26 protein-coding genes are annotated in these 21,726 nt (G+C 43.1%); 8 read left to right on the top strand and 18 right to left on the bottom strand.

Features of this window, described 5'->3' with window-relative positions; all coding sequences use genetic code 11:
- The first annotated feature begins 72 nt into the window (after positions 1 to 72).
- Both A8C56_RS00940 and rpiA read left to right on the top strand, forming a co-directional pair.
- Positions 73 to 1,266 carry an aspartate aminotransferase family protein gene (locus A8C56_RS00940; protein ID WP_067750880.1) on the top strand — a complete coding sequence of 398 codons (1,194 nt, stop codon included), beginning with the start codon at positions 73 to 75 and terminating at the stop codon, positions 1,264 to 1,266.
- Positions 1,263 to 1,934 carry a ribose-5-phosphate isomerase RpiA gene (rpiA, locus tag A8C56_RS00935; RefSeq protein WP_067750878.1) on the top strand — a complete coding sequence of 224 codons (672 nt, stop codon included), beginning with the start codon at positions 1,263 to 1,265 and terminating at the stop codon, positions 1,932 to 1,934. The genes A8C56_RS00940 and rpiA overlap by 4 nt, the downstream gene beginning before the upstream one ends.
- 11 nt (positions 1,935 to 1,945) lie before the next feature.
- Here rpiA and A8C56_RS00930 read toward each other — a convergent pair whose 3' ends face one another.
- Positions 1,946 to 4,414 (bottom strand): DUF5686 and carboxypeptidase-like regulatory domain-containing protein, encoded by a 2,469-nt coding sequence (locus A8C56_RS00930; RefSeq protein WP_245645706.1) that lies wholly within the window; start codon positions 4,412 to 4,414, stop codon positions 1,946 to 1,948.
- 57 nt (positions 4,415 to 4,471) lie between these two features.
- On the opposite strand from A8C56_RS00930, the gene A8C56_RS00925 reads away from it, so the two are divergent.
- Positions 4,472 to 5,116: an MBL fold metallo-hydrolase gene (locus A8C56_RS00925; RefSeq protein WP_067750875.1), complete on the top strand. Its 645-nt coding sequence runs from the start codon at positions 4,472 to 4,474 to the stop codon at positions 5,114 to 5,116.
- 33 nt (positions 5,117 to 5,149) lie between these two features.
- Here the strand turns inward: A8C56_RS00925 and A8C56_RS00920 are convergent, their stop codons facing one another.
- From A8C56_RS00920 to rfbB, 8 genes are all read right to left on the bottom strand, one after another.
- Positions 5,150 to 5,650 (bottom strand): RNA polymerase sigma factor, encoded by a 501-nt coding sequence (locus A8C56_RS00920; protein ID WP_067750872.1) that lies wholly within the window; start codon positions 5,648 to 5,650, stop codon positions 5,150 to 5,152.
- A 186-nt stretch (positions 5,651 to 5,836) separates the two neighbouring features.
- Positions 5,837 to 6,538, bottom strand: a complete 702-nt coding sequence (locus A8C56_RS00915; RefSeq protein ID WP_157097829.1) for a tyrosine-protein phosphatase — start codon at positions 6,536 to 6,538, stop codon at positions 5,837 to 5,839.
- A 136-nt stretch (positions 6,539 to 6,674) separates the two neighbouring features.
- On the bottom strand, positions 6,675 to 7,655 hold the full coding sequence (locus tag A8C56_RS00910) for a UDP-glucuronic acid decarboxylase family protein (RefSeq protein ID WP_067750870.1): 981 nt from the start codon (positions 7,653 to 7,655) through the stop codon (positions 6,675 to 6,677).
- A gap of 83 nt (positions 7,656 to 7,738) precedes the next feature.
- Positions 7,739 to 8,323, bottom strand: coding sequence for an acyltransferase (locus tag A8C56_RS00905; RefSeq protein WP_067750867.1), 585 nt, complete (start codon positions 8,321 to 8,323; stop codon positions 7,739 to 7,741).
- Between the two features lie 33 nt (positions 8,324 to 8,356).
- A complete protein-coding gene (locus A8C56_RS00900; protein WP_067750866.1) occupies positions 8,357 to 8,776 on the bottom strand; it encodes a cupin domain-containing protein in 420 nt (139 codons plus the stop codon).
- Entirely contained in the window at positions 8,777 to 9,634 is an 858-nt protein-coding gene (gene rfbA / locus A8C56_RS00895; RefSeq protein ID WP_067750864.1) for a glucose-1-phosphate thymidylyltransferase RfbA, read from the bottom strand.
- Complete coding sequence (locus A8C56_RS00890) at positions 9,631 to 10,092, bottom strand: hypothetical protein (protein WP_067750861.1); 462 nt, start codon at positions 10,090 to 10,092, stop codon at positions 9,631 to 9,633. Before A8C56_RS00890 ends, rfbA begins: the two co-directional genes overlap by 4 nt.
- Positions 10,093 to 10,095: 3 nt before the next feature.
- The gene (rfbB, locus tag A8C56_RS00885; RefSeq protein ID WP_067750859.1) at positions 10,096 to 11,148 is read right to left on the bottom strand and encodes a dTDP-glucose 4,6-dehydratase; all 1,053 of its coding nucleotides are present in this window, start codon (positions 11,146 to 11,148) and stop codon (positions 10,096 to 10,098) included.
- A gap of 207 nt (positions 11,149 to 11,355) precedes the next feature.
- Here rfbB and A8C56_RS00880 point away from each other — a divergent pair, with 207 nt between their 5' ends.
- Complete coding sequence (locus A8C56_RS00880; protein ID WP_067750856.1) at positions 11,356 to 12,537, top strand: acyltransferase family protein; 1,182 nt, start codon at positions 11,356 to 11,358, stop codon at positions 12,535 to 12,537.
- Here A8C56_RS00880 and A8C56_RS00875 read toward each other — a convergent pair whose 3' ends face one another.
- The gene (locus A8C56_RS00875; RefSeq protein ID WP_067750853.1) at positions 12,538 to 13,110 is read right to left on the bottom strand and encodes a hypothetical protein; all 573 of its coding nucleotides are present in this window, start codon (positions 13,108 to 13,110) and stop codon (positions 12,538 to 12,540) included.
- 199 nt (positions 13,111 to 13,309) lie between these two features.
- On the opposite strand from A8C56_RS00875, the gene A8C56_RS00870 reads away from it, so the two are divergent.
- The 3 genes from A8C56_RS00870 (at position 13,310) to A8C56_RS00860 (ending at position 15,877) form a co-directional block, all read left to right on the top strand.
- Positions 13,310 to 14,179, top strand: a complete 870-nt coding sequence (locus A8C56_RS00870) for a penicillin-binding transpeptidase domain-containing protein (protein WP_067750850.1) — start codon at positions 13,310 to 13,312, stop codon at positions 14,177 to 14,179.
- An 88-nt stretch (positions 14,180 to 14,267) separates the two neighbouring features.
- The gene (locus A8C56_RS00865) at positions 14,268 to 15,275 is read left to right on the top strand and encodes a VWA domain-containing protein (protein WP_067750848.1); all 1,008 of its coding nucleotides are present in this window, start codon (positions 14,268 to 14,270) and stop codon (positions 15,273 to 15,275) included.
- Positions 15,272 to 15,877 (top strand): tetratricopeptide repeat protein, encoded by a 606-nt coding sequence (locus tag A8C56_RS00860; protein ID WP_067750845.1) that lies wholly within the window; start codon positions 15,272 to 15,274, stop codon positions 15,875 to 15,877. Before A8C56_RS00865 ends, A8C56_RS00860 begins: the two co-directional genes overlap by 4 nt.
- Before the next feature lie 15 nt (positions 15,878 to 15,892).
- Here A8C56_RS00860 and A8C56_RS25430 read toward each other — a convergent pair whose 3' ends face one another.
- The 4 genes from A8C56_RS25430 to A8C56_RS00850 all read right to left on the bottom strand — a co-directional run bounded on the left by A8C56_RS25430 (position 15,893) and on the right by A8C56_RS00850 (position 18,312).
- Positions 15,893 to 16,081, bottom strand: a complete 189-nt coding sequence (locus A8C56_RS25430) for a DUF5615 family PIN-like protein (protein WP_394330812.1) — start codon at positions 16,079 to 16,081, stop codon at positions 15,893 to 15,895.
- A gap of 291 nt (positions 16,082 to 16,372) precedes the next feature.
- Positions 16,373 to 16,426, bottom strand: a complete 54-nt coding sequence (locus tag A8C56_RS25425) for a DUF433 domain-containing protein (RefSeq protein ID WP_394330811.1) — start codon at positions 16,424 to 16,426, stop codon at positions 16,373 to 16,375.
- Between the two features lie 175 nt (positions 16,427 to 16,601).
- Complete coding sequence (locus A8C56_RS00855) at positions 16,602 to 17,864, bottom strand: DUF4861 domain-containing protein (RefSeq protein ID WP_067750843.1); 1,263 nt, start codon at positions 17,862 to 17,864, stop codon at positions 16,602 to 16,604.
- 10 nt (positions 17,865 to 17,874) lie between these two features.
- The gene (locus A8C56_RS00850; RefSeq protein WP_067750840.1) at positions 17,875 to 18,312 is read right to left on the bottom strand and encodes a nuclear transport factor 2 family protein; all 438 of its coding nucleotides are present in this window, start codon (positions 18,310 to 18,312) and stop codon (positions 17,875 to 17,877) included.
- A 91-nt stretch (positions 18,313 to 18,403) separates the two neighbouring features.
- On the opposite strand from A8C56_RS00850, the gene A8C56_RS00845 reads away from it, so the two are divergent.
- The gene (locus A8C56_RS00845; RefSeq protein WP_067750836.1) at positions 18,404 to 18,988 is read left to right on the top strand and encodes a C40 family peptidase; all 585 of its coding nucleotides are present in this window, start codon (positions 18,404 to 18,406) and stop codon (positions 18,986 to 18,988) included.
- Between the two features lies 1 nt (position 18,989).
- Here the strand turns inward: A8C56_RS00845 and A8C56_RS00840 are convergent, their stop codons facing one another.
- From A8C56_RS00840 to A8C56_RS00825, 4 genes are all read right to left on the bottom strand, one after another.
- Complete coding sequence (locus A8C56_RS00840; RefSeq protein WP_067750834.1) at positions 18,990 to 20,276, bottom strand: NAD(P)/FAD-dependent oxidoreductase; 1,287 nt, start codon at positions 20,274 to 20,276, stop codon at positions 18,990 to 18,992.
- A 104-nt stretch (positions 20,277 to 20,380) separates the two neighbouring features.
- Entirely contained in the window at positions 20,381 to 20,626 is a 246-nt protein-coding gene (locus A8C56_RS00835) for a DUF6952 family protein (protein ID WP_067750831.1), read from the bottom strand.
- Entirely contained in the window at positions 20,607 to 20,921 is a 315-nt protein-coding gene (locus A8C56_RS00830; RefSeq protein ID WP_067750829.1) for a thioredoxin family protein, read from the bottom strand. Before A8C56_RS00830 ends, A8C56_RS00835 begins: the two co-directional genes overlap by 20 nt.
- Before the next feature lie 18 nt (positions 20,922 to 20,939).
- Positions 20,940 to 21,575: a peroxiredoxin gene (locus tag A8C56_RS00825; RefSeq protein WP_067750826.1), complete on the bottom strand. Its 636-nt coding sequence runs from the start codon at positions 21,573 to 21,575 to the stop codon at positions 20,940 to 20,942.
- Positions 21,576 to 21,726: the final 151 nt, after the last annotated feature.

Genomic DNA, 21,726 nt, shown 5'->3' with positions numbered 1-21,726 from the left:
ACAATTGTTAGCAAAAATAGGAAAATACCACTGGTTTCCTGTTTCATGTGTAAGTGTGTAATTTTGAAGCCCATGAATCAGCGCGAACTTTTTTTAAGGCATGTAGCACAAACTTCTTCGGCTCCGCTCACTCTTGAAGTTTCAAAAGCAAAGGGTACCAGTCTTTTTGACAGAAACGGTAAAGAATATATTGACCTCATTGGCGGCATCAGTGTGGCCAATACCGGGCATGGGCATCCGGCTGTGATTGATGCCATTAAAAAGCAACTGGATGCTTACCTGCACGTAATGGTTTACGGAGAAGTGGTGCAGAGCCCTCAGGTACAGTATGCCCAACTGCTTGCTGACCATTTACCGGATTCCCTCAATTCTGTTTATTTTACCAATTCAGGAGCAGAAGCTGTGGAAGGGGCTATGAAACTGGCAAAACGTTCTACCAACCGCACAAAGATCATCGCGGCAAAAAACTCCTATCACGGCTCTACGCAAGGCGCATTGAGCATTTTGGGAGATGAATACTGGCGCAATGCCTACCGGCCTCTATTACCCGGTATTTTACATGTTAATTACAACTCTTACGACTGGCTGCATGAAATTAATGAAACAACAGCCTGCGTTATTTTAGAAACCGTTCAGGCCGAAGGAGGAATTATAGCCCCACAAAAAGAATGGATACAGGCAGTACGGCAACAATGTGCTGCAACGGGCACATTACTGGTGCTGGATGAGATACAGGCGGGATTCGGGCGCACCGGGAAATTATGGGGCTTTCAGCATTTTGACGTGGTGCCCGATATTTTATTACTGGGCAAAGCCCTGGGCGGAGGAATGCCGTTGGGCGCTTTTATAAGCGACCGGAAAATAATGATGACCCTTACAGAAAACCCTGTATTAGGCCATATCACTACGTTTGGAGGGCATCCTGTTTCCTGTGCTGCCGGCCATGCCGCGCTAAATGTATTACTGGAAGAGCAACTGGCTGAAGGTGTAGCCGCAAAAGAAGCGTTATTCAGCTCTTTATTACAACACCCGAAGATCAAAAGCATTCATTCCTTTGGCTTATGGATGGCTGTTGATTTAGGAACATTTGAGGCAAATAAAAAGCTGATTGATGCCATTCTTCAAAATAAAGAGATGGGTGTATTTACCGATTGGTTCTTATTTGCTCCCTCCGCGTTCAGGGTCTGCCCGCCGCTTACCATTGCTGAAGAAATCATTGAAAAAGCCTGTGCCATTATCATCAAAACATTAAATACCTTAGCATGAACGAACAGGAAAAAAAGAACGCCGCTCTAAAAGCGGTAACCTATATAAAAGAAGGGCAAATAATAGGTTTGGGTACGGGCTCTACTGCCTATTTTGCCATTCAGAGCGTTGGGGAAATGGTAAAGGAAGGATTGACGATCAAAGCCATTCCTACATCAGAAGAAACAAAAAAGATGGCAGCAGCGCTGGCTATTCCTTTGGCAGATATTAATGAAGTTACTGCAATTGACATAACCATTGATGGGGCTGATGAGTTTGATAGCAAGCTACAATTAATAAAGGGTGGCGGCGGCGCATTGTTGCGGGAAAAAATTGTGGCATCCATTACGCAACAACAGATCATTATTGCCGATTCATCCAAGCAGGTTGAAAAACTGGGCGCCTTTAAAGTTCCGGTTGAAGTAATTCCCTTTGCATCCAATGCCGTGGCCCGTAAGCTAAGCGCTTTAAACGGAAGAGCGGTTTTACGCAACAGGAACGGCCAGGTGTATCTTACTGACCAGCACAATTACATCCTTGACGTAGACTTTGGGCTTATTGATGATCCGGCTGCTCTTGCAAAAGAGCTGGATCATATTACAGGAGTGGTGGAACATGGCCTGTTCATTGACCTGGCTTCAATGGTCATCTGCGGCAAAGGAAACGTGGTAACTATTTATCAACGCTAAAAGTGCGGCATCTAAAAATTCAGCCTTACGCTTCCAAAAACGCCAAAATGGGCAGTACTGGTTTTAATGGAGCTCCTGGGCAATACCCGCCAGACAAAATCCACCCTGAAAAAACGCAGGATATTATCAATGCCCGTGCCCACTTCCATATAGGTCTTTCCATCCAGCGACTGAAAATTATGCCCTTCTTTAAAATTCAGTGACTTGTTTGCGTCAGAAAGCGTGCCCCATAAGGCCTTAACGGTATACAACTGGCGGAATTTTAATTTGGGGAACAATTTGAAAATACCATTACCGATATTGTGCTCAAAATTAATACCGGCAAAACGGTCATTAATAAATTCATACCGGTTCATCATATTAAAAGCATACCGGTTATAATAATACAGCTCATTGCCGGGCGCTACATTTAAGAACATATAAGGTACCGTACCAAATGTTTTACCTGTGTAAACCTGATAATTGATAACCCCTAACGGCGGGATTTTTAAAATATGGGAAACGCTTGCCAGCACCTTTGTATAATTATAATTACCTCCCAGAAAACCTGAAATACCTCTGGTAACAGAAGCTTCAACAATAGGGTACCTGCTCCCAAGGCTGCTTCTGAAAAAGTTAGATTCAATGAATTTTTCCTGGAATGCATACCGGAATTTTACCGTGATCTCCGAACCGGTTAAGCCATTATAACCCATCCTGAAGGAATCCGCAGGCACCAGATTTTTCAGCGGCCGGTATGTTTTCCGGGACACATTTGTTAAAAAGGAAAATCCTTTCCCCAGCTCATTAAAAAACTCAAATTGTGCCTGTTCCAGGTTGATGTATTTTAAAGGAATATTGGGCTTACGTATGGCAAACGCAAAAATGTTATCATTGGAAATTTCTCCAAAATAGGTTTGTCCAAAATCCAGATCATTTTTATATCCCAGGTACCAGTATTGGCGTTTAGGCTCTTTTTTAGGCAGGTAAAAAACTTCGGCTTCTCCTTTAAACTTTTTATCGCTGAAACCATACGCAAGGTACGTATGCCACCATAGCTTTTTATCAAAATGCACGTTACTGGCAACATCAAACCGCATACGGAACCCTTCCCAGCCGTTTCCGCTGAACCAGTTATAAGCCGACCCCAACTGCACATTACCTATATTAAACAATCCTGACCCCAAAAATGCGATCTGTTTGGTTATTTTCTTATAGGTCGGCGAGTTCAAAACCGTGTCCATCATATTCATGATGTTCACTTCATTGGTGGTTAGCCCTTCATGCCGGGCACTATCCCAGTACCCGGCCTGTTTATCCCCTGATCCGGTTTTTACAATAATCTCTTCTATCTTTTTATTCTGTTTCAGCACATTGGTAACGCTGCTATCATTTACAAGGGCATTTTGATAGGTGGTGGTTTTGCGCGCAATGATCCCCGGCACCTGTTTTCCCGCCGGGGAAAAATCCGCTACAAATTTATCCTTTGCAATAAACCAGGTACTGTCATTGATTTTTTTGTACTCCTGTATAAGGCTCAGGCGGTCCAGGAAATTGACATCGGCAGACTTATCCAGCCGCAAACTCATTTTCTGTATGGCAAAGCTTCCGGCAGCCACCCAGCAATCCCCTTCAAAGGTGTTGGAGCCTTTATTTTTAGGAGTAAATACCAGGTGATAAAATTTTTGATAACCGATGCGTTGCGTATCGCTTAAGGCATATTTATAATAAAAATTGCCACTGCTGCTAAGCGGACTTATAAATTGCCGGTTAAAGACGTTTATAAAATCATTATACACATTGATCACCTGATCCATACCCCCTAAAAACTTTACCATGCTGGCATTATTAATTCCATTTGTATTATACGCTTTTATTTCCTCCCTGCGTCTTAACGGCTTTTTCTGGTAATAGTAATCTGAGATCGATTCTGTTAAATATGTTGGCAAAAACTTAACCCCTTCTGTTGTATCTATGTTCCGGTTGATCAGTTCATTCATAGGGCGGAAAGGCTTTATATTGGTGATCTTCTGTATGCTTTTTAAGTTTTTCAGGTCCAGCTCCATTTTATTATAGATCTCATAATAAAAATTATCAAAATGCCGGAACCTGTCGTTATAAGGCTTGTGCTTTACAATGTTCTTCCAGATATATAAGCCCATATTGATCTTTGTTTTTACTACAACCCCGTTGTCATAGGTCCTGGGTTCAAGCAATATCTTCAGGGAATCTGTACCCTGACGAAGAGGAATTTCTTTTGTTTCATAGCCCACATTGGTTATCACCAACGTGTCTGAAGGCCACTGCGTTGCAGAAAAATGAAAGCTGCCTGCAGAATCCGCTATAAAACCGGTATTTGTATGTTTAAACTGAAATGAAGCAAAAGGGACCGGTTCTTCACTATGATGATCCCTTACGTTTCCGGTCAGTGTTTTTTGTGCGCATACAGTAAACTGCCACAACAGTACCCCTATTGTCAATAAGCCTTTCTTCCCCATCATTTACTGTTGTTTTCCAGAATTTCAGCTAATTTCATCGCCTAAAAGTAAAGATTTGTTATGTTATTCATCCATCGTTTTGTTTTCAATCCCTTTCAGGAAAATACTTATATTCTTTATAATGAATCCGGCAGGTGCATTATTATAGATCCGGGGTTTTCAAATAAAGACGAACAGGATCAGTTTTTACAATACATTGACGAAAATAAACTGGAACCGGTTTACCTGTTGAACACACATTGTCATATTGATCATATCCTCGGCAACCAGTTTGTTTATGACCGGTGGGGCCTTCCTTTGCACATTCACAAAGGAGAGCTCCCTGTTTTAGAGTCTGGCCCCAGAGTGGCGGAAATGTATGGTTTTGAATTTCACCCTTATTCCGGTAAAATTGTATTTATAGATGAAAAGGAAAAGCTGCTCCTGGGTTCCGATGAGATCAGGCTGCTGTTTACACCAGGCCATTCGCCCGCCAGTTTATCGTTTTACAATGCCGAAAACAAGCTGCTGATCAGTGGAGATACGCTTTTCAGCGGAAGCATTGGCAGAACGGATCTGCCGGGTGGTGACTTCAACACGCTTGAACATTCTATAAGAACCCGGCTTTATACCCTGCCGGATGATACCCATGTTTACAGCGGTCATGGAGCCGGTACCTGCATCGGATATGAGAAAAAAAATAACCCTTTTGTTCAGGAACTATAACAAAAGGGTCATTTAATATTGTAACAGCAAAGGCTAATACCTGCGTATCTGCTCTTTCAACAGCTTACGCGCAAAGTGAATACGGCTTTTAATGGTTCCCAAAGGTTCCTGCAGGTATTCGGCAATTTCCTGGTATTTATATCCTTCAAAGTATAAACGAAACGGAACCCTGAACGTTTCCGGCAGACCTTCAATTGCTGCCTGGATCTCTTTTTCATGCAGTGAGCTTTCTGCCGTATTGGTTACAGAAACCTGCTTCAGGTTGATCAGATAGTCTTCCGGTGTACTATCCAGGATCGTTTTACGCTTGGCGTTCCTCCGGTAATCATTGATAAAAATATTCCGCATGATCGTAAACAACCATGCCTTTATGTTGGTGCCTGAATGATACTTTTCTGAGTTTGCAAGTGCTTTATATAATGTTTCCTGGTAAAGGTCATTAGCTGATTCCGTATTCTTTGTAAGATTGACAGCAAAAGGCTTCAAAAAATCCGCATTATCCACCAACAACTCATTAAATTCTTTATTTGCCATACCCTTCTTTTTTGAAATATATCTAAATTACAGCTTTACAGTCTATCTGCAAAGCTCGTTGTTCAATTATAACAAAAAGTTTACCGTTTACCACGGGCTGCCATACCGGCAGCCAAAGGAAAGTCCTCCCATACGTTTTGTGTAAAACCAGGAGATAATACATTCCGGCCGAACAACCCGTTACTTTTAAAGTGCTTTATTTAAAAGACGATCGCCTGTTAACAGGTTCTGAAGCTTTTCCGGAATTTGTAATGACTGAAGACGGCTCATATGCCCTTCATGATGCAGATCTGTTCCAACAAAGGTGTAAAAATCATTATCCAGCAGGTACTGGGCAATTTCCTGCACACGGCTTCCATATCCACCTGTTAAAGACAGCAGGTTCAACTGGAAAAGCACACCATTATCCTTTATTTCATGAAAGAAATCCCATTTTTTATAAAGATAAACATAACGTTCAGGGTGCGCCAGGATCGGCTGATAGCCGGCCATCTGAACATCAAAAAGGCTTTCTTTCATAGACAGGGCCTTGTGCATGGTGGAAAATTCTGTTAGCACCTGGTTTTCTTTGATCGTCAGTAATTTTTCCTTTTTCTGCAGCAGTTCCGTCATATGATCGTCCAGAAAATATTCCGCGGCAGCAGTAATTTCAATATCAATCTGGTTCTCTTTTAATGCATTACGCACCAGTTCCAGCTTGTTTTCTATAATATCAGGCGTATTTTTATACAGGTCCCACAGAATATGAGGGGTTGTAATGAGCTTGGTATATCCCAGTTCCTTAAACCGGCGGATCAACATTATTGATGTTTCCAGATCAGGCGCCCCATCATCAATGCCCGGCAGCAAATGAGAATGCATATCGGTTTTTACCAATGTGTAATCCATTCGCGTCTTGTTGTTTTTCTTCGAAAAAAGGCCAAACATATCTGCAAAGATAGCATAGAAATTCAATATATCCGGCAGCAATTCCAGGCATCTTATTAAAAAATGCGTTCAGGCAGATCTTTGTTCCGTATGTTCCTTATTTGTTACTAACGAACTCTTTAGGTTGTTTGTACCATTCTTCAGAAGGAAGGCTTTTAAAATAATCATATGTTCTTTGCAGGCCCTCTTTCCTGGAAACTTCAGGTTCCCAGTTCAATAGTGTTTTTGCCTTCGTAATGTCTGGTTGCCGCTGTTTGGGATCGTCAACCGGCAGAGGTTTATAAACAATTTTGACGGCATTGCCGGTCAGGGCCAGTACTTCTTCAGCAAAATCCTTCAGGGAAATTTCATTGGGATTGCCAATATTTACCGGTAATGCATAATTGCTTAACAGCAGCCTGTAAATGCCTTCTACAAGATCAGAAACAAAGCAAAAACTGCGGGTTTGAGATCCGTCGCCAAAAACGGTAATATTTTCACCTCTTAAAGCCTGTCCTATAAAGGCCGGGAGCGCCCGCCCGTCGTTTAGCCGCATACGGGGGCCATAGGTATTAAAGATGCGCACAATACGCGTATCTACTTTATGAAATGTATGATATGCCATTGTTATAGATTCCATATATCGCTTTGCCTCGTCATAGACCCCGCGGGGGCCTACCGGGTTCACATTTCCCCAGTATTCCTCTGTTTGCGGGTGCACCAGCGGATCCCCATATACTTCACTGGTAGAAGCCACCAGCATCCGTGCACCTTTATCCTTGGCAAGGCCCAGACAGTTATGGGTACCCATGGCGCCCACCTTTAGTGTCTGGATAGGTATTTTCAAATAGTCGATCGGGCTTGCAGGCGAAGCAAAATGCAGTATATAGTCCAGTTGTCCGGGAATATGGATGTATTTGGTTACATCATGGTGGTAAAATTCAAAATCAGGATTGGCAAACAAATGTTCCAGATTCTTTAAATCGCCGGTTATCAGATTGTCCATTCCAATAACCTTATACCCTTCTGCAATAAATTTGTCACAAAGATGCGACCCTAGAAAACCGGCGGCCCCGGTTATTAAAACTTTTTTCTTCATATTAATTTGAGGAGTTATACGTAGCGAATTTAACTGAAAGCTGGTTCTGAACCTGTACTATTTCAACAATTTTTTAAACTTTCCTATTCTTCCTGTTTAAAGACCCTGCCTTCTTTTAATTGATAAAGGGCTCCGCTTTCCGGGCAAACAGCGCTTCCGTTTTCATTAAATTCCAGCTTGTGGCCATATTCGCTCATCCAGCCGGTTTGCCGGGCCGGATTCCCGGTCATCAATGCATAGGCAGGTACATCTTTTGTAACCACGGCACCAGCCCCTATAAAAGCATACGCTCCTATTGTATTACCGCAAACGATCGTGGCGTTAGCCCCGACAGATGCTCCCTTTTGAACAAGAGTCGGCCGGTACTGATGTTTCCGGCTGATAGCACTGCGTGGATTAATCACATTTGTAAACACCATACTGGGGCCCAGGAATACATCGTCTTCACAGATCACTCCTTCATAAATAGACACATTGTTCTGCACCCGTACATTATTGCCAAGCACCACATTGGATGCCACCATTACATTTTGCCCAAAACTGCAATTGGCACCAATGGAGCATCCGGACATGATGTGTGAAAAATGCCAGATCTTTGTTCCTTCACCAATACTACACCCCTCATCAATAATAGCAGAAGGATGCGCAAAAAACGAGGCTGCAGACATGAAGTCATTTTATTTTAAGAACACGAATATTAGTTACACCCTGCCCGCTTCAGCAGGGTAACGATGTTCATCATTATCAGCTCCCAATAAACGATCAGCCATTACCAGAATACGGGAAGGGCTTTCTTTTGCCTGAAGGCTAAACAGATGTCCGGGAGGAATATGCAATACATCAAGAGATTCTGCTTCCAAAATAAACGTAACAGCTTTTTCCGGTCGCAGATCGGGTTGTTGCCAATCAGTTATAGCAAGTACATCTATCTTAAAACATCCCTGTAATACTGTAAACCAGCGATGCTCTACCTCATGCCCCATCCAGCCTCTTATAAAAGAAGTACTGGTATGTTCAATAGTGTAAATCCTTTTTACAGATGTTGCGTCAAAACTGTTATTAAACAATAAAGTGCCTCTCTCATCTATATGCGTTCCACCTTTTATAAATACGGGTTTCATTTACTTCACTTTTTTTAAATAGGCGCCATAGCCACTTTTGACCAGTTCATCTGCCAGTAAATTCAGCTGCTCTTTATTGATAAAACCGTTCCGGTAAGCGATTTCCTCAATACAGCCTATTTTCATGCCCTGCCTTTTTTCGATCACCCGCACAAATTCCGATGCATCCGTAAGCGAATCAAAAGTGCCGGTATCCAGCCAGGCCGTGCCCCTGTCCAGTACTGCTACATGCAATCGGTTTTGCCGCAGGTACTCTTTATTCACATCAGTGATCTCGTATTCACCCCGCGGGGAAGGTTGCAGGTTCCGGGCAATTTCCAGCACCGAGTTGTCATAAAAATACAGGCCGGGCACTGCATAATTGGATTTAGGATCGGCCGGCTTTTCTTCAATAGATCTTGCCACCCTGTTCTCATCAAACTCCACCACACCATACCGCTCCGGGTCCGATACGGGGTAGGCAAATACATAACCGCCATCTATATCGGTCAGTTTTTTCAGTTGTGACCCCAATCCCACTCCATAAAAAATATTATCGCCCAGCACCAGCGCTACTTTGTCTTTACCTACAAAATCAGCACCGATGACAAAGGCCTGTGCCAGGCCATTGGGCACCTCCTGCACGGCATATTCAAACCGGCAACCGATCTTCCTGCCATCGCCCAGCAACCGCTGAAAACCGGCCTGGTCTTCCGGCGTGGTAATGATGAGCACTTCCCGGATACCTGCCATCATCAGCACCGAAAGCGGGTAATAGATCATGGGCTTATCATAAACAGGCATTAATTGCTTGCTGATGGCTTTTGTGATCGGGTATAGCCGGGTGCCCGATCCACCTGCGAGTATGATACCTTTCATTTTTTATCTTTATTTTGAAGAACCGTTTTTATTTCATTTTCTATTTCATTCTCCAGGTTATGAAATAGTGTTACCGAACAAAAAATGTATTGCCCGCGCTCCGATAAAGATGGATTGTCCTTATAGAGTTTGATCAATGACTTTAATTCTTTTTCTGTAACAGTGGAAAACTCCGTATAATATTTCTCTTTGTAATTATAACTATCATAAATACTTCTCAATATTCTGGCAGCATCCGCCTTTGAAATTGCCTCCGGATGTTCTTTATTTGCTTCCATAGCTTTCACAAAAACCCGCATATTTGCTGCTTCTATAAGCGCCTTTTTAAAGCCACTCACATCAACAAATTCATCAATCAGCTTTTTCTGCTCTTTACTAACCTCAGGACCATATACTACCGTTTGAGAATAAAGAGCATGTGTTATTAATGTACAGATTATTAAAAAAGTAAGTCTCATATGTTAGTCTGCATATTGTTTCTTATAATACTGCTGATACTCCCCGCTGGTTACATTGTTCAGCCACTCTTTATTTTCCAGGAACCAGTCAATGGTTCTGGAAAGCCCTTCTTCAAAGGTTACGGAAGGGGCCCACCCCAGTTCCTTATTGATCCTGGTAGCGTCAATGGCATAACGCAGATCATGACCAGGCCGGTCCTTTACAAAAGTGATCAGCTGCTCACTGGTTCCGGCAGGCCGGCCCAGTTTTTCATCCATTTGCTTACACAGCAGTTTTACCAGGTCAATATTCTGCCATTCATTAAAGCCTCCTACATTATATTTTTCCCCGTTTTTACCTTTATGGAACACCAGGTCAATGGCACGGGCGTGGTCAATCACATACAGCCAGTCGCGGGTATACTTCCCATCGCCATACACCGGCAGGGGTTTATTATTGATGATATTGTGGATCATCAGCGGTATCAGCTTTTCAGGAAAGTGGTTGGGGCCGTAATTATTGGAACAGTTGGTTAGTACAACGGGTAATCCATAGGTATCCGAATAGGCGTATACAAAGTGATCAGAAGCCGCTTTGGAAGCAGAATACGGGGAGTGCGGGTCATATTTGGTTTCCTCTGTAAATAACCCGGTTGCACCTAATGCCCCATATACTTCATCCGTAGACACATGGTGAAACCGCTTGCCCTCGTAATGGTCTTTCCACAATTCCTTTGCCGCATTCAAAAGGTTGACCGTGCCGATCACGTTGGTGTAAACAAAATCCAGTGGCGAGGTAATAGAGCGGTCCACGTGACTTTCGGCGGCCAGGTGAATGACCCCATCCGGCTGGTATTTTTTAAATAGCGCTGCTACTTCTTCTGCATTGACAATATTGGCTTTTTCAAAAATATAATTCGGCTGCTGCTCTATATCTTTTAAATTTTCAAGGTTACCTGCATAGGTGAGCGCATCCAGATTAATAATCTTATAATCTGGATATTTTGTTACGAACAGGCGCACCACATGCGATCCTATAAATCCGGCTCCCCCGGTAATGATGATTGTCTTTGACATATTATTATCCTGATAAAATTGAATGCTATATTAACCGGCCTTCATCAACAGTTTTACCGTAAAGCTATTCCTGTTACAAAAACAGCCAATACTACGATCAGTTCTGATTCCGGTTCCGTTTTTCTTGCCTGAGCTGTGCAATATTAATAAAACATAATTATTTATTTTAGAAATATAATTTGTACTTTAACTGTTTATTTCAATAAAATGAAGATTCGATACCGATCGCTTGATGTTTTCAGGGGCGCCACGGTTTGTTTGATGATCCTGGTAAATAACCCCGGAAGCTGGGCTCATATTTATGCTCCTTTAGAACATGCTCCCTGGCACGGGCTTACTCCCACAGACCTTGTTTTTCCCTTTTTCCTGTTTGCGGTGGGCAATGCGCTCTCCTTTGTAATTCCCCGTTTACAACAGGCCGGCCCTGCGGAATTCTGGAAAAAGGTGATCAAAAGAACCCTGATGATCTTTGGAATCGGGCTTTTTCTGAACTGGTATCCCTTTGTCCGGTGGAATGAGGGTTCGCTGCAATTCATCAGGTGGGTCAGCAGTCCTACAAGCGGGGTCCGGATCTTCGGGGTGCTGCAGCGTATTGCTGTCTGCTACTTTTTTGCATCGGTTATTGTATACTATCTGAAACCCAGGGCGGCTTATTTCCTTTGCCTGATATTGCTTTTAGCCTACTGGGCGCTGTGTATACTGGGTAACCCATCGGACCCTTACAGCCTTAACGGATGGTTTGGCACCAATGTAGATAAAGCCATCCTGCATATACCTCACATGTATAAAGGGGAGGGGGTGCCTTTTGACCCTGAAGGGATCGCAAGCACAATGGCTGCTATTGTGCAGATCGTTTTCGGGTATTTTGTAGGAATATATATCAGGAACAGCAGTGCTGAAATACCAAAAGACCTGACCGATAAGAACGACTACCGCAACCCGATGTTCAAAATGCTGACCGTTTTGTTTGTAGCGGCTGTTGGCCTACTGGTAACAGGTTTTTGCTGGGATATGGTCTTTCCTGTCAATAAAAAAATATGGACCAGTTCTTATACGGTATACACAACGGGGTTAGCCCTCCTGACCCTTTGTGTAATGATCTACTTTATTGAAATAAAAGGCAGCAGGGGGTTCCTGGCCAGTTTTTTCGAGGTGTTTGGCAAAAACCCTCTTTTCATTTTTGCATTAAGCGCCTTTTTCCCAAAAACTGCTGCCCTGTTTAAAACGAAAGACGGAGTAACACCCTGGAACTGGCTCTATACAAAAGTACTGGTACATACACCCGGCGCCAAAGAAAATGGTTCGCTGCTTTATGCCATCTGTGTGATCCTGCTGATGTGGGCCATTGCCTGGTGGATGGATAAAAGAAAGATCTATATTAAAGTATAGCTATTCCTGTATAAACTGGTTTTCAAAGAGAAAAGATCGTTCAATCTGCCAGGACCGGAATCCGGGCATTTGTTTTAACAGCAGCATCCGGTTCATTATAAAACTGCTCCTGAAAACTTCCTTTTCAAAATAAGGCCAGCATTTTTCCAGTTGCCAGTGATACAAGCCTTTAACCAGGGTGATCCTTGGCAGCGGGTTCAGCCGGGCATCGCTCCAGTGATGCTGAATCCTGCTTATTTTCTCTATGATCTTTTGAATTACAATTTTTTCAGCAATATCTATATAGAGCTCATCCCCGTTTCCTAATGCAAAATTCTTCAGGTGTACCTTAAAAGGCATCATTCCCAGCGCCACTTTATGCAACTCACTTAACCAGCTTGTTTCTTTTGTTTCATAGCCGGAAAAAGCAGCGAGATAAATAAACGGATGACCGCCGGGAAGGGTTATACCCCTGAAAAGTGCATCCAGTTTTGCCCGGGCGTTCGCAAAGCGTTTTTTTATTGCCGGAGGCAGATCCAGTATCAGCTGGTACCTGTTGAAATCATCTCTTTTATATGCTATAACCGACTGCATTTGAACTAGCTATCTATTTAAACAGGCAATTCCGGTGCCAGAAAACTATTAAAATGACCCGATGTTGAATACCGGCAACAATAAATCCGCTGATCTGTATTACAGACAGAAGGATATGCGGCCTCCCTTAAACAATACATTTTACCTGACGCAACACTAATAAAAGGTACGTACTTTTGCCAGCATTAACAAATTCCAAATGAAGAAGATAGCTGGTTTGCCCGGATGGAGGAACAATAGATGCGCGTCAGGTATAATATTGGTCATCAGTTCAATATTATTATACTCCTGTACACAAAACAATGTAAAAAAAGACGATTCCCTTAAAAAATATTTTGATGAGAACCATTTGACCGGTTGTTTTGCGCTGCTGGACAACGGAACCGGCGAGTTTACGGTTTATAACCTGGCCCGTTATCGCGATAGTGCTTACCTGCCGGCCAGCACCTTTAAAATTGCTAATTCCCTCATTGGCCTGCAGACAGGTATTATTTCAAGCGATAGTATGGTCATTCCCTGGGACGGTATACAACGGCCCGTAGCGGAGTGGAACAAAGACCTGAACATGTACCAGGCTTTTCGTGTATCTGCAGTTCCCTATTACCAGGAGGTGGCCCGCCGTATCGGGAAAGATACGATGCAATACTGGCTGGATTCTCTGCATTACGGTTCCGGTAAAAAAGATACTTTATTCAGGATCAGATCCGCTATTGATACCTTCTGGCTGGATAATACACTAAAGATCACTCCCGATGAAAATCTGGGCTTTGTAAAGAAACTGTACTTTAATGAGCTGCCCTTTTTCAAATTATACCAGGAAAAAGTAAAACATGCCATGTTGTTTGAAGACAATGCCAACTATAAGCTGGCTTATAAGACCGGTTGGGGCACCACAGATAAAGATCATGCCCTGGGCTGGGTGGTTGGCTGGATCGAAGAGAACCGGCATCCCTATTTCTTTGTGCTGAACGTAGAGTCGCCCGATCCTGATTATGACATGAGCACTGTACGATTGAGAATGCTGAAAGCTATTTTAAAACAATTGGGCTTTTTTGAAGGAAAAATGTAACAGAAAGGCCTTTTAAATGTTAACAAGTTGATAAGGCAGCGTCTTTTCAGCTTTTTAAACCCGTCAATTGGGTAACTTTATCAGGCACATGCATTTTGAATTTCAATACATCTATTTTATCTGGCTGGCAACAGCGGTCCTGCTTTTTCTGGTATTGTTTGCTGCCGTAAAAAAATGGAAGCGCAAAACCATAAAAAAAATAGGTGAGCCCGCGCTTGTAAAGTCCATGATCAGGGGATACAGCCCCTTCCGGTTCAATTTCAAATTCTTTTTGCTCTGTTTATCCTTTTTACTGGGCGTTTTTTGTGTGATGAGCCTTAGAAAGCCCGGCGGAGACGATGGCATAAAAAGAGCGGGAATTGATGTGGTTTTTGTCCTGGACCTCAGCAAGAGCATGCTGGCACAGGATGTAAAACCCAGCCGGTTGCTGTTGGCTAAACAATTTATCAGTCAAATGATGGATGCCATGCCTGATAACCGTGTGGGGCTTGTGTGGTTTGCCGGAAAGGCATTTATACAAATGCCCATTAGTGCAGATCACGGGTCGGCCCAGATGTATGTAGACGATGCTTCCCCGGATGTGGTTCCTGTAAAGGGAACGGTAATCGGCGATGCCCTGGAACAAAGCCTTAAATCTTTTGGAGAACGGGAAGCAAAATACAAAGCAGTGATCCTGATCTCCGACGGGGAAGATCACGACGAAAAAGCACTGAAGCTGTCAAAGGAATTAGCCACACATGGCTTAATGGTGAACACGGTTGGCATCGGATCCCCGGAAGGCAGCTTTATTCCGGACGATTCCACAGGCGGAAATAAGCTGGATCCGGCAACCGGGGCACCTGTTATTTCAAAGCTCAATCAAAAGGAACTGCAGGAAATTGCGGCCAATACAAAGGGCGTGTATGTGCACCTGACCGATATCAATGCCGCTGTTAAAGCAATCAATGCCCAGTTGGCGCAAATTGACAAAAAAGTATCCGCAGATACCAGCCTCATGAGCTTTAGCTATTACTTTTGGGTATTTGCAACTGCAATGGTATTATTATTGATCACAGAGCAGTTGCTGCCCGATGGCAAAAAAGTAAAAGAAACATGAAAAGCAATTTTATTTTATTGTTGAGCTGTATTGCGATCCCTGTGTTTGCACAGGATAACGGTGCCCAATCTGTAAATAAAGGGAATGAATTTTTCAAAGAGGGAAAGCTGGAGGCAGCGGTTACCGAATATGACAAGGCAGTTAACGGGCCTGCTAAATATGTAGCGCTTGTAAATAAAGGGAACGCGCTTTACCGCCTTAAAAAGTATGAAGACGCTATTAAAAGCTACCAGCTGGCAAGTGACGCTGCCAATACAAATAATGCCCTGCGCTCCGGTGCATTTTATAACACGGGCGTGGTTTACTCTAATCAAAACAAATTGACCGAAAGTATTGAAGCTTACAAGAATGCTTTGCGGCTGAACAGTAACGACAGGAATGCACGGGAAAACCTGCAAAAAGCATTACTGGAACAAAAGAAGCAAAGCGGCGGCGGAGATGATAATAAGGAGGATCAACAAAAGAAACCCCAGCAGTCAAAGTTGAAACAAAAGCAGGCACAGAACCAGCTTGATAAACTGGAACAAAAGGAACGGAATACGCAACAGCGTATTTCTGAAGATAAATCCCAGTATGGCATCAGTAATGAGAAAGACTGGTAAAACGCCGATCAGCACCTACCGTTCCAATTCCAATTCGATAATATCAATACTATCTGTTGTCAGTATGGCAATCATTTCGTGAATACGTACTTTTAGTTTCTCCCACAAAAAACGATTGTCACAATTGCCGATCCTGAGATTGATGAGTTTGGGAGGCGCCCCAAGGCGACTTATTAATTCCGGAAAATCAGCATCTTTTGAAATAAGTATAACGTTTCCATAGGCTCTTGCTTTATTGTAAATAGCAACATCAGAAAGTGCATTGAAATTAAGTATGCAGCCTGATTAACTTCTATTCCGATTTCTTCCTTCATCCATTTTGCAATAATGGGAGAAAGATGCATATCCAGCCAGATTTCCTATTCAGGCCGCATGAATAACAACCGTATTTTTCATTTTTAAAGACGCATATAATAGTGCGGCAGAAATATCGCCCCTTTCTAAAACGGGTGTTGTTCCAGAATAGCATTTTCCCTATTCCACTTGCGAGCATTTCTAATATATCCCCACCGGAAACCTTAAACCTCGTATTGTAGGTTTCCCACTCATTAATCCGGGTATAATTGTAATACGGTTTAATAATTCCTGTTGCTGAAGTGTCATTTATTCAGGCGTTTTATTTAGTCCAGGTTACATAATAATTTACTTAACTGTGATTATTGGATATACTTTTGATTGATCAGCTCCACACGTTCTTTTGCAGTAAACTGATTGACAAATGGTTCTACCGGATAATTACCGGCCTCCCGAATTTTACCTCCTCGCTATCTATAAATCGCTCAAAACCCTGTTTGGTTGCAAAGACACGATCTGACAGCTCCCAGCCCACATAATAACGATAAAGAGTTGGCTGTTCCTGGCTGATCTTCATATCTAATGTAAATACATTGGTGATGTCGCCGGGTATAGCTCCAATATGCCCATAGCCGTTAAAATATTTTGCCGGTGTCAGTATACCCAATCCCAGTAAATCCTTGTGCTCACTCTGCCGGTCATAAGTATATAAGCCGGCCACCCCCGGTTTACTGATCTTGTGATCCTCTTTACTGTAAAAATCAATGGTACCCGTAACCAGGGAGGCATTGGCAGGAACGGTATTGAAACTTACCTTGTTTTCATAAAAATACTGCCCGCCCCAGATGCTGATCTGCTCTGTAACGGTTATGGGCGCCTGGTTGGGCAGGTATTGCCAGTCCTTATAAATGACCTCGAAAACAGAACGGAGCGGGCCTGTTGTTACCTGTCGGTAAATTTCCTGCTTTACATTACTGCCAAAACGGATCAGCGTGTCTTTTTCATTTATGCTGAGTTTTAAGGCAAGCGCTCCGGCGCCAAGTGATTTACCCACTTTAAGAATGTCCATACCCCAGTCTGCCAGGTTATGATAGATCTTTGAAGGATCTGCGCCCACCTCATCCAAAACCATTTGCGGCACCCGTTTTCCCCATATATCATTTGCATTCCTGGTATCAAAATATTTCCGGAAGCCCACTTTGTCATTCTCCCATGCCGGTCCTTCCGTTAAATAGGGCGGCAGCTTTTGTTTGGAAAAATCTGTAGGCGCATTGTTGTAAGGCATGGTATCTGTTAATACATTTGCCCCAAAACGGCTATCCGGCAACCGGTGCTTCTGGCGTACATAACTGCGCACCACCGCTTTTACTGCAGCCGGCTGGTCACTAACGGTAGCTGTCAGCGTTCGCTGCTGGCCGGGGGCCAGGTCCAGCAACAGCACGGCTTCATCCCAGCTACCATCTCCATCCATATCATCATACTGCACCACCTGTGGTGTGCCTTTATCTGCAATGACAACATAATGATCATTGCTGAGCAAAGGCAGCTTTTTTTTCAGCCATTCTCTTTTCAGAACCACCAGTTCATCTTTGCGCGCTATATCAGAGGGGTTGATAACGGTAATGGTCTTTGTTTGCGCCCATATATTACCTGTAAAGCCGCACCCGATCAGTAACAATAACAATGCCTTCATAAAACCTGTTTTATTGTGGTTTTACAGCCTGCCTTGCAATCAACAACCATTTACCGGCCACTTTTTCCCAAACGGTCATGATCTTTAAAGTAGTATGACCCGGTTGCTTATTATCATTGGTGTCTGCATCCAGCAAATGACGCACAATCGCCGTATTGTTCACAAAATAGATGGTCTGGTCACTGATATCGATTTTTGTAAAATCAGATGCACCGGTTTTAAATGATTCCAGGTATTCTGCCTTGTTCTGCACTTTGCCGCTTGAATGACCATACGTTAACTGGTCGGCGGCCAAGGCGCTCAAAACAGGGATATCACTATCCAGCATTGCTTTGGTAAATTTTTTTACGGCAGCTTCTACTTCCTGCAGGTGCTTATTCTGGGCCCATAAAGGAGCAGCGGGGATCAATACTATTCCCAATAACAAAGCAAAAAATCGTATACGCATAAATGAACTGTTTAGTTCACAAATATATTCTTTAATTCTCCAAAGAACAGCCCTCTGCCCTCATTAAATTACTTGTTATTATTTTTGGAGTATGAAGAACGGCTATTCTTTTTTGATGCTTACCCTCCTTGTGGTATTGTATTCGTGTTCCGGCGCCCGGAAAAGCCAGAAGGTAAATGTACTGGAGCAACGGCCAGATCCTGTGGAAAGCACTGCTGCTGCAACTACTTCAAAAAAGGAAAACAATCCGGGGAACACCGCAATCAATCGTTCATTAGATCAGCCGTTGGATATTAACCGTTATGATTTTGTAGATTATGCAAAGACCTTTTTAGGCACTCCTTATAAATACGGATCAGCAGACCCTGATAAGGGACTGGATTGTTCTGGACTGCTGTATCATATTTTTCAGCATTATCATGTAAAATCGCCCCGTTCTTCCTATGACTACGAAAATGTAGGCCGGGAGGTTTCTGTAAAAAAGGCATTGCCCGGGGATATCATATTGTTTACAGGAGAAAACAGCCGTAAAATAGGGCATATGGGAATTGTTACGGAAAACAAGGATGTACTAAAATTTATACACGCTCCCGGCAGCGGAACGGTAGTAACCATTGGCCGGTTATCCGGTTATTTTGAAAAACATTTTGTAAAGATCATACGCGTGCTAAAATAACCTACTCTTTGCGTTTACCTGTCAGATCCCTTAATGCTCCTGTAACAATTGACCGCAGCACCACAGAAGGAGGCGCCCATTTATCCGGAGCCACCTGACGGCTGATCAACCGGGCAAACCGGTTTTTATATAACGGGCTGGTAAGCATCCAGCGCATCAGCGTTTTGGCAACAAAGGGCGGAGGAATAGTAAACAATTCCCGCTTCAGCCGTTCCATGGTACTTTTAAACATTGGAGCGGCAATCCTGTAAATCTCAGACTCATATTGCTGCATTAAAGCATCCCATTCTCCTTTTTTCTGATACCAGGCGATTAAATACCCAGACAGCATCTTTGCACCTGTAAGCGCATCATAAATGCCCTGTGCATCATAAGAGTCTTTCTGGTGATAAGCGTCTCCCACCAGCACCCAACCGGGGCCAAAAGCTTTCCTGAAAAGATTAGAAACATTTTTGATACCCTTTAGAGGAGTGACTCTACGGGCGTTTTTCAGCCGCTCATTTACAGATGGGAAAGTGCTTAATGTTTGCAGGTACCAGGCATCAGCTCCTTCATCTGCTTTAAAATAATCGTGCCTGCATTGTACCAGCACACCTGTTCGGCGCCTTCCGGCGGGCATCACAACAGTGCTGAAGCCATTACATCCGGAATGGATATGTACCCATTCCTTCCCACCGGTTTTATAGGGTGCCACATTTTCCCAGTAAGCATAGTACACGGTAGTAATCAGCTTTTTTTCCTCTTTAATAACCGGAGCTTTCATCTTACGGGCAACAATACTGTTCCGCCCGTCTGCACCAATTACTGCATTTGCGAAAAACTGTATGTTTCCTGCTCCTTTTTTAGTACCTGATATGATTTTTACCGATCCTTTTTCATCGTTATTTATGTCTGTAACAGAAAACTGATCGATTGCTGTAACATTCGGGAATTGCTGCAAATGGTTCCAAAGTGCATTGTCAAGCAGTTCCCGCCGGATTCCGTATAAATAGTTTCTTCCGCCCACTTCAGGCATTGTTACAAAGGTTTTAAAATAGCCGGCCATTTCCAGTACAGCCCCTGCCAGCTTTGGATTACCGGCAGTATATTGTACTTCACTGATCCCGATTTCATCCATCAGCCGCATACCACTTGCCAGAAATAAAGAGCAGGAGATCACCGTCCGTTCCGGCAATGCATCTTTTTCCAGCACCAGTATGCGCATACCAGATACGGCTAAGCGTGCGGCCAGCGAACAGCCGGCCGGGCCACCACCTACAATAATCACGTCATACCTGTTTTCCTGCATTGTTACTCCATCTTTTAATAAAAATACGCTTTAAAAAAATGAATTGCAGCTAAAAAAACGCCCTGCTTATTGTAGCAGGGCGTAAAACAAACATTTACGTGAACTTACAGATCAATAGATCCTAAGACTTTTTTTGAAAAATGGTTCAGGGCCTCTGATTCCCGCATGCCATTTTTTACCAGTTCATGCACCTCAATAGCCCCGCAAAGATTGGTGATCAGTTCTCCCGCCACATCAATTTCTTCATCCTTTATATTCATCTCGCAAAAGGCTTCCAGCACATCAACCGTTGCCTGAAGCTTTTCCGGTGGTGCCGCCTGGTACAGTTTTCTAATTATGGGTAATTTCATCAAACAATTCGTTTAGCGATGCAGCCTGGTTGGTTTGCACCTGGTTAAGTAATTGACCATTTTTAAATGCTGCAAAGGTGGGCAGGTTATCTACCTTAGCCAGCTTACGGGATTCGGGAAATTTTTCCGCATCCACATAAAAAAAGGCCACCTGCTCATTTTCACTTGCCAGCTTCTTGAATTTAGGTTTCATAATACGGCAATTGCCACACCAGCCAGCCCCGTATTGTACCATTACAGAAGGATGATCCGCTACCAGTTGCTGTAAATTATCCTCGTTCAGCTCTATATACATACTATTCCTCCTTTTTATTTAGTTCTCACTGAAATAAGCAGCAACGCCTTCCCGGTCTGCATTCATAGCCTTTTTGCCTTCTTCCCAGTTTGCCGGGCATACTTCCCCATGTTTTTGCACATGTGTATATGCATCAATCAGGCGCAGGTATTCCTGAACATTCCTTCCCAAAGGCATGTCATTTACGCTTTCATGAAACACTTTTCCTTCTTCATCAATAAGATAAGTGGCACGGTAAGAAACATTGGAGCCACTTAGTTTTACTTCACCGGTTTCCTCGTTCACTTCATAGTCTGCATCCAGGATACCTAATTCATTTGACAGGTAACGGTGCGTATCTGCAAGAATCGGATAGGTTACGCCTTCAATGCCGCCACTGTCTTTTGGTGTGTTCAGCCAGGCAAAATGCACTTCCGCAGTATCGCAGGAAGCACCAATGACCAGTGTATTTCTTTTTTCAAACTCAGGAAGCGCTTCCTGAAAGGCATGCAATTCAGTAGGGCAAACAAAGGTAAAGTCCTTCGGATACCAGAACAACAACACTTTCTTCTTGTTTTCAACAGCCTCTTTATACACATCGATCTTTAAATTGTCTCCCATTTCAGACATGGCATCGATTGCTACACCCGGGAATTTCTTTCCTACTAATGACATAATTATTCAATTTTAATTTATACGGAATCTTGCTTTAAAAAACGCTGCAAAGGTACAGCTATGCAAATGCGTGGTCAAGTGATTGTTTCTATAAGAATATAGACAAAATCTATGAAAAAAACTTTAATATAGATAAATATAGTATAATAAA

Source organism: Niabella ginsenosidivorans (assembly GCF_001654455.1).
Classification (GTDB): Bacteria; Bacteroidota; Bacteroidia; order Chitinophagales; family Chitinophagaceae; genus Niabella; species Niabella ginsenosidivorans.
This window is presented reverse-complemented; position numbering and strand designations above follow the sequence as displayed.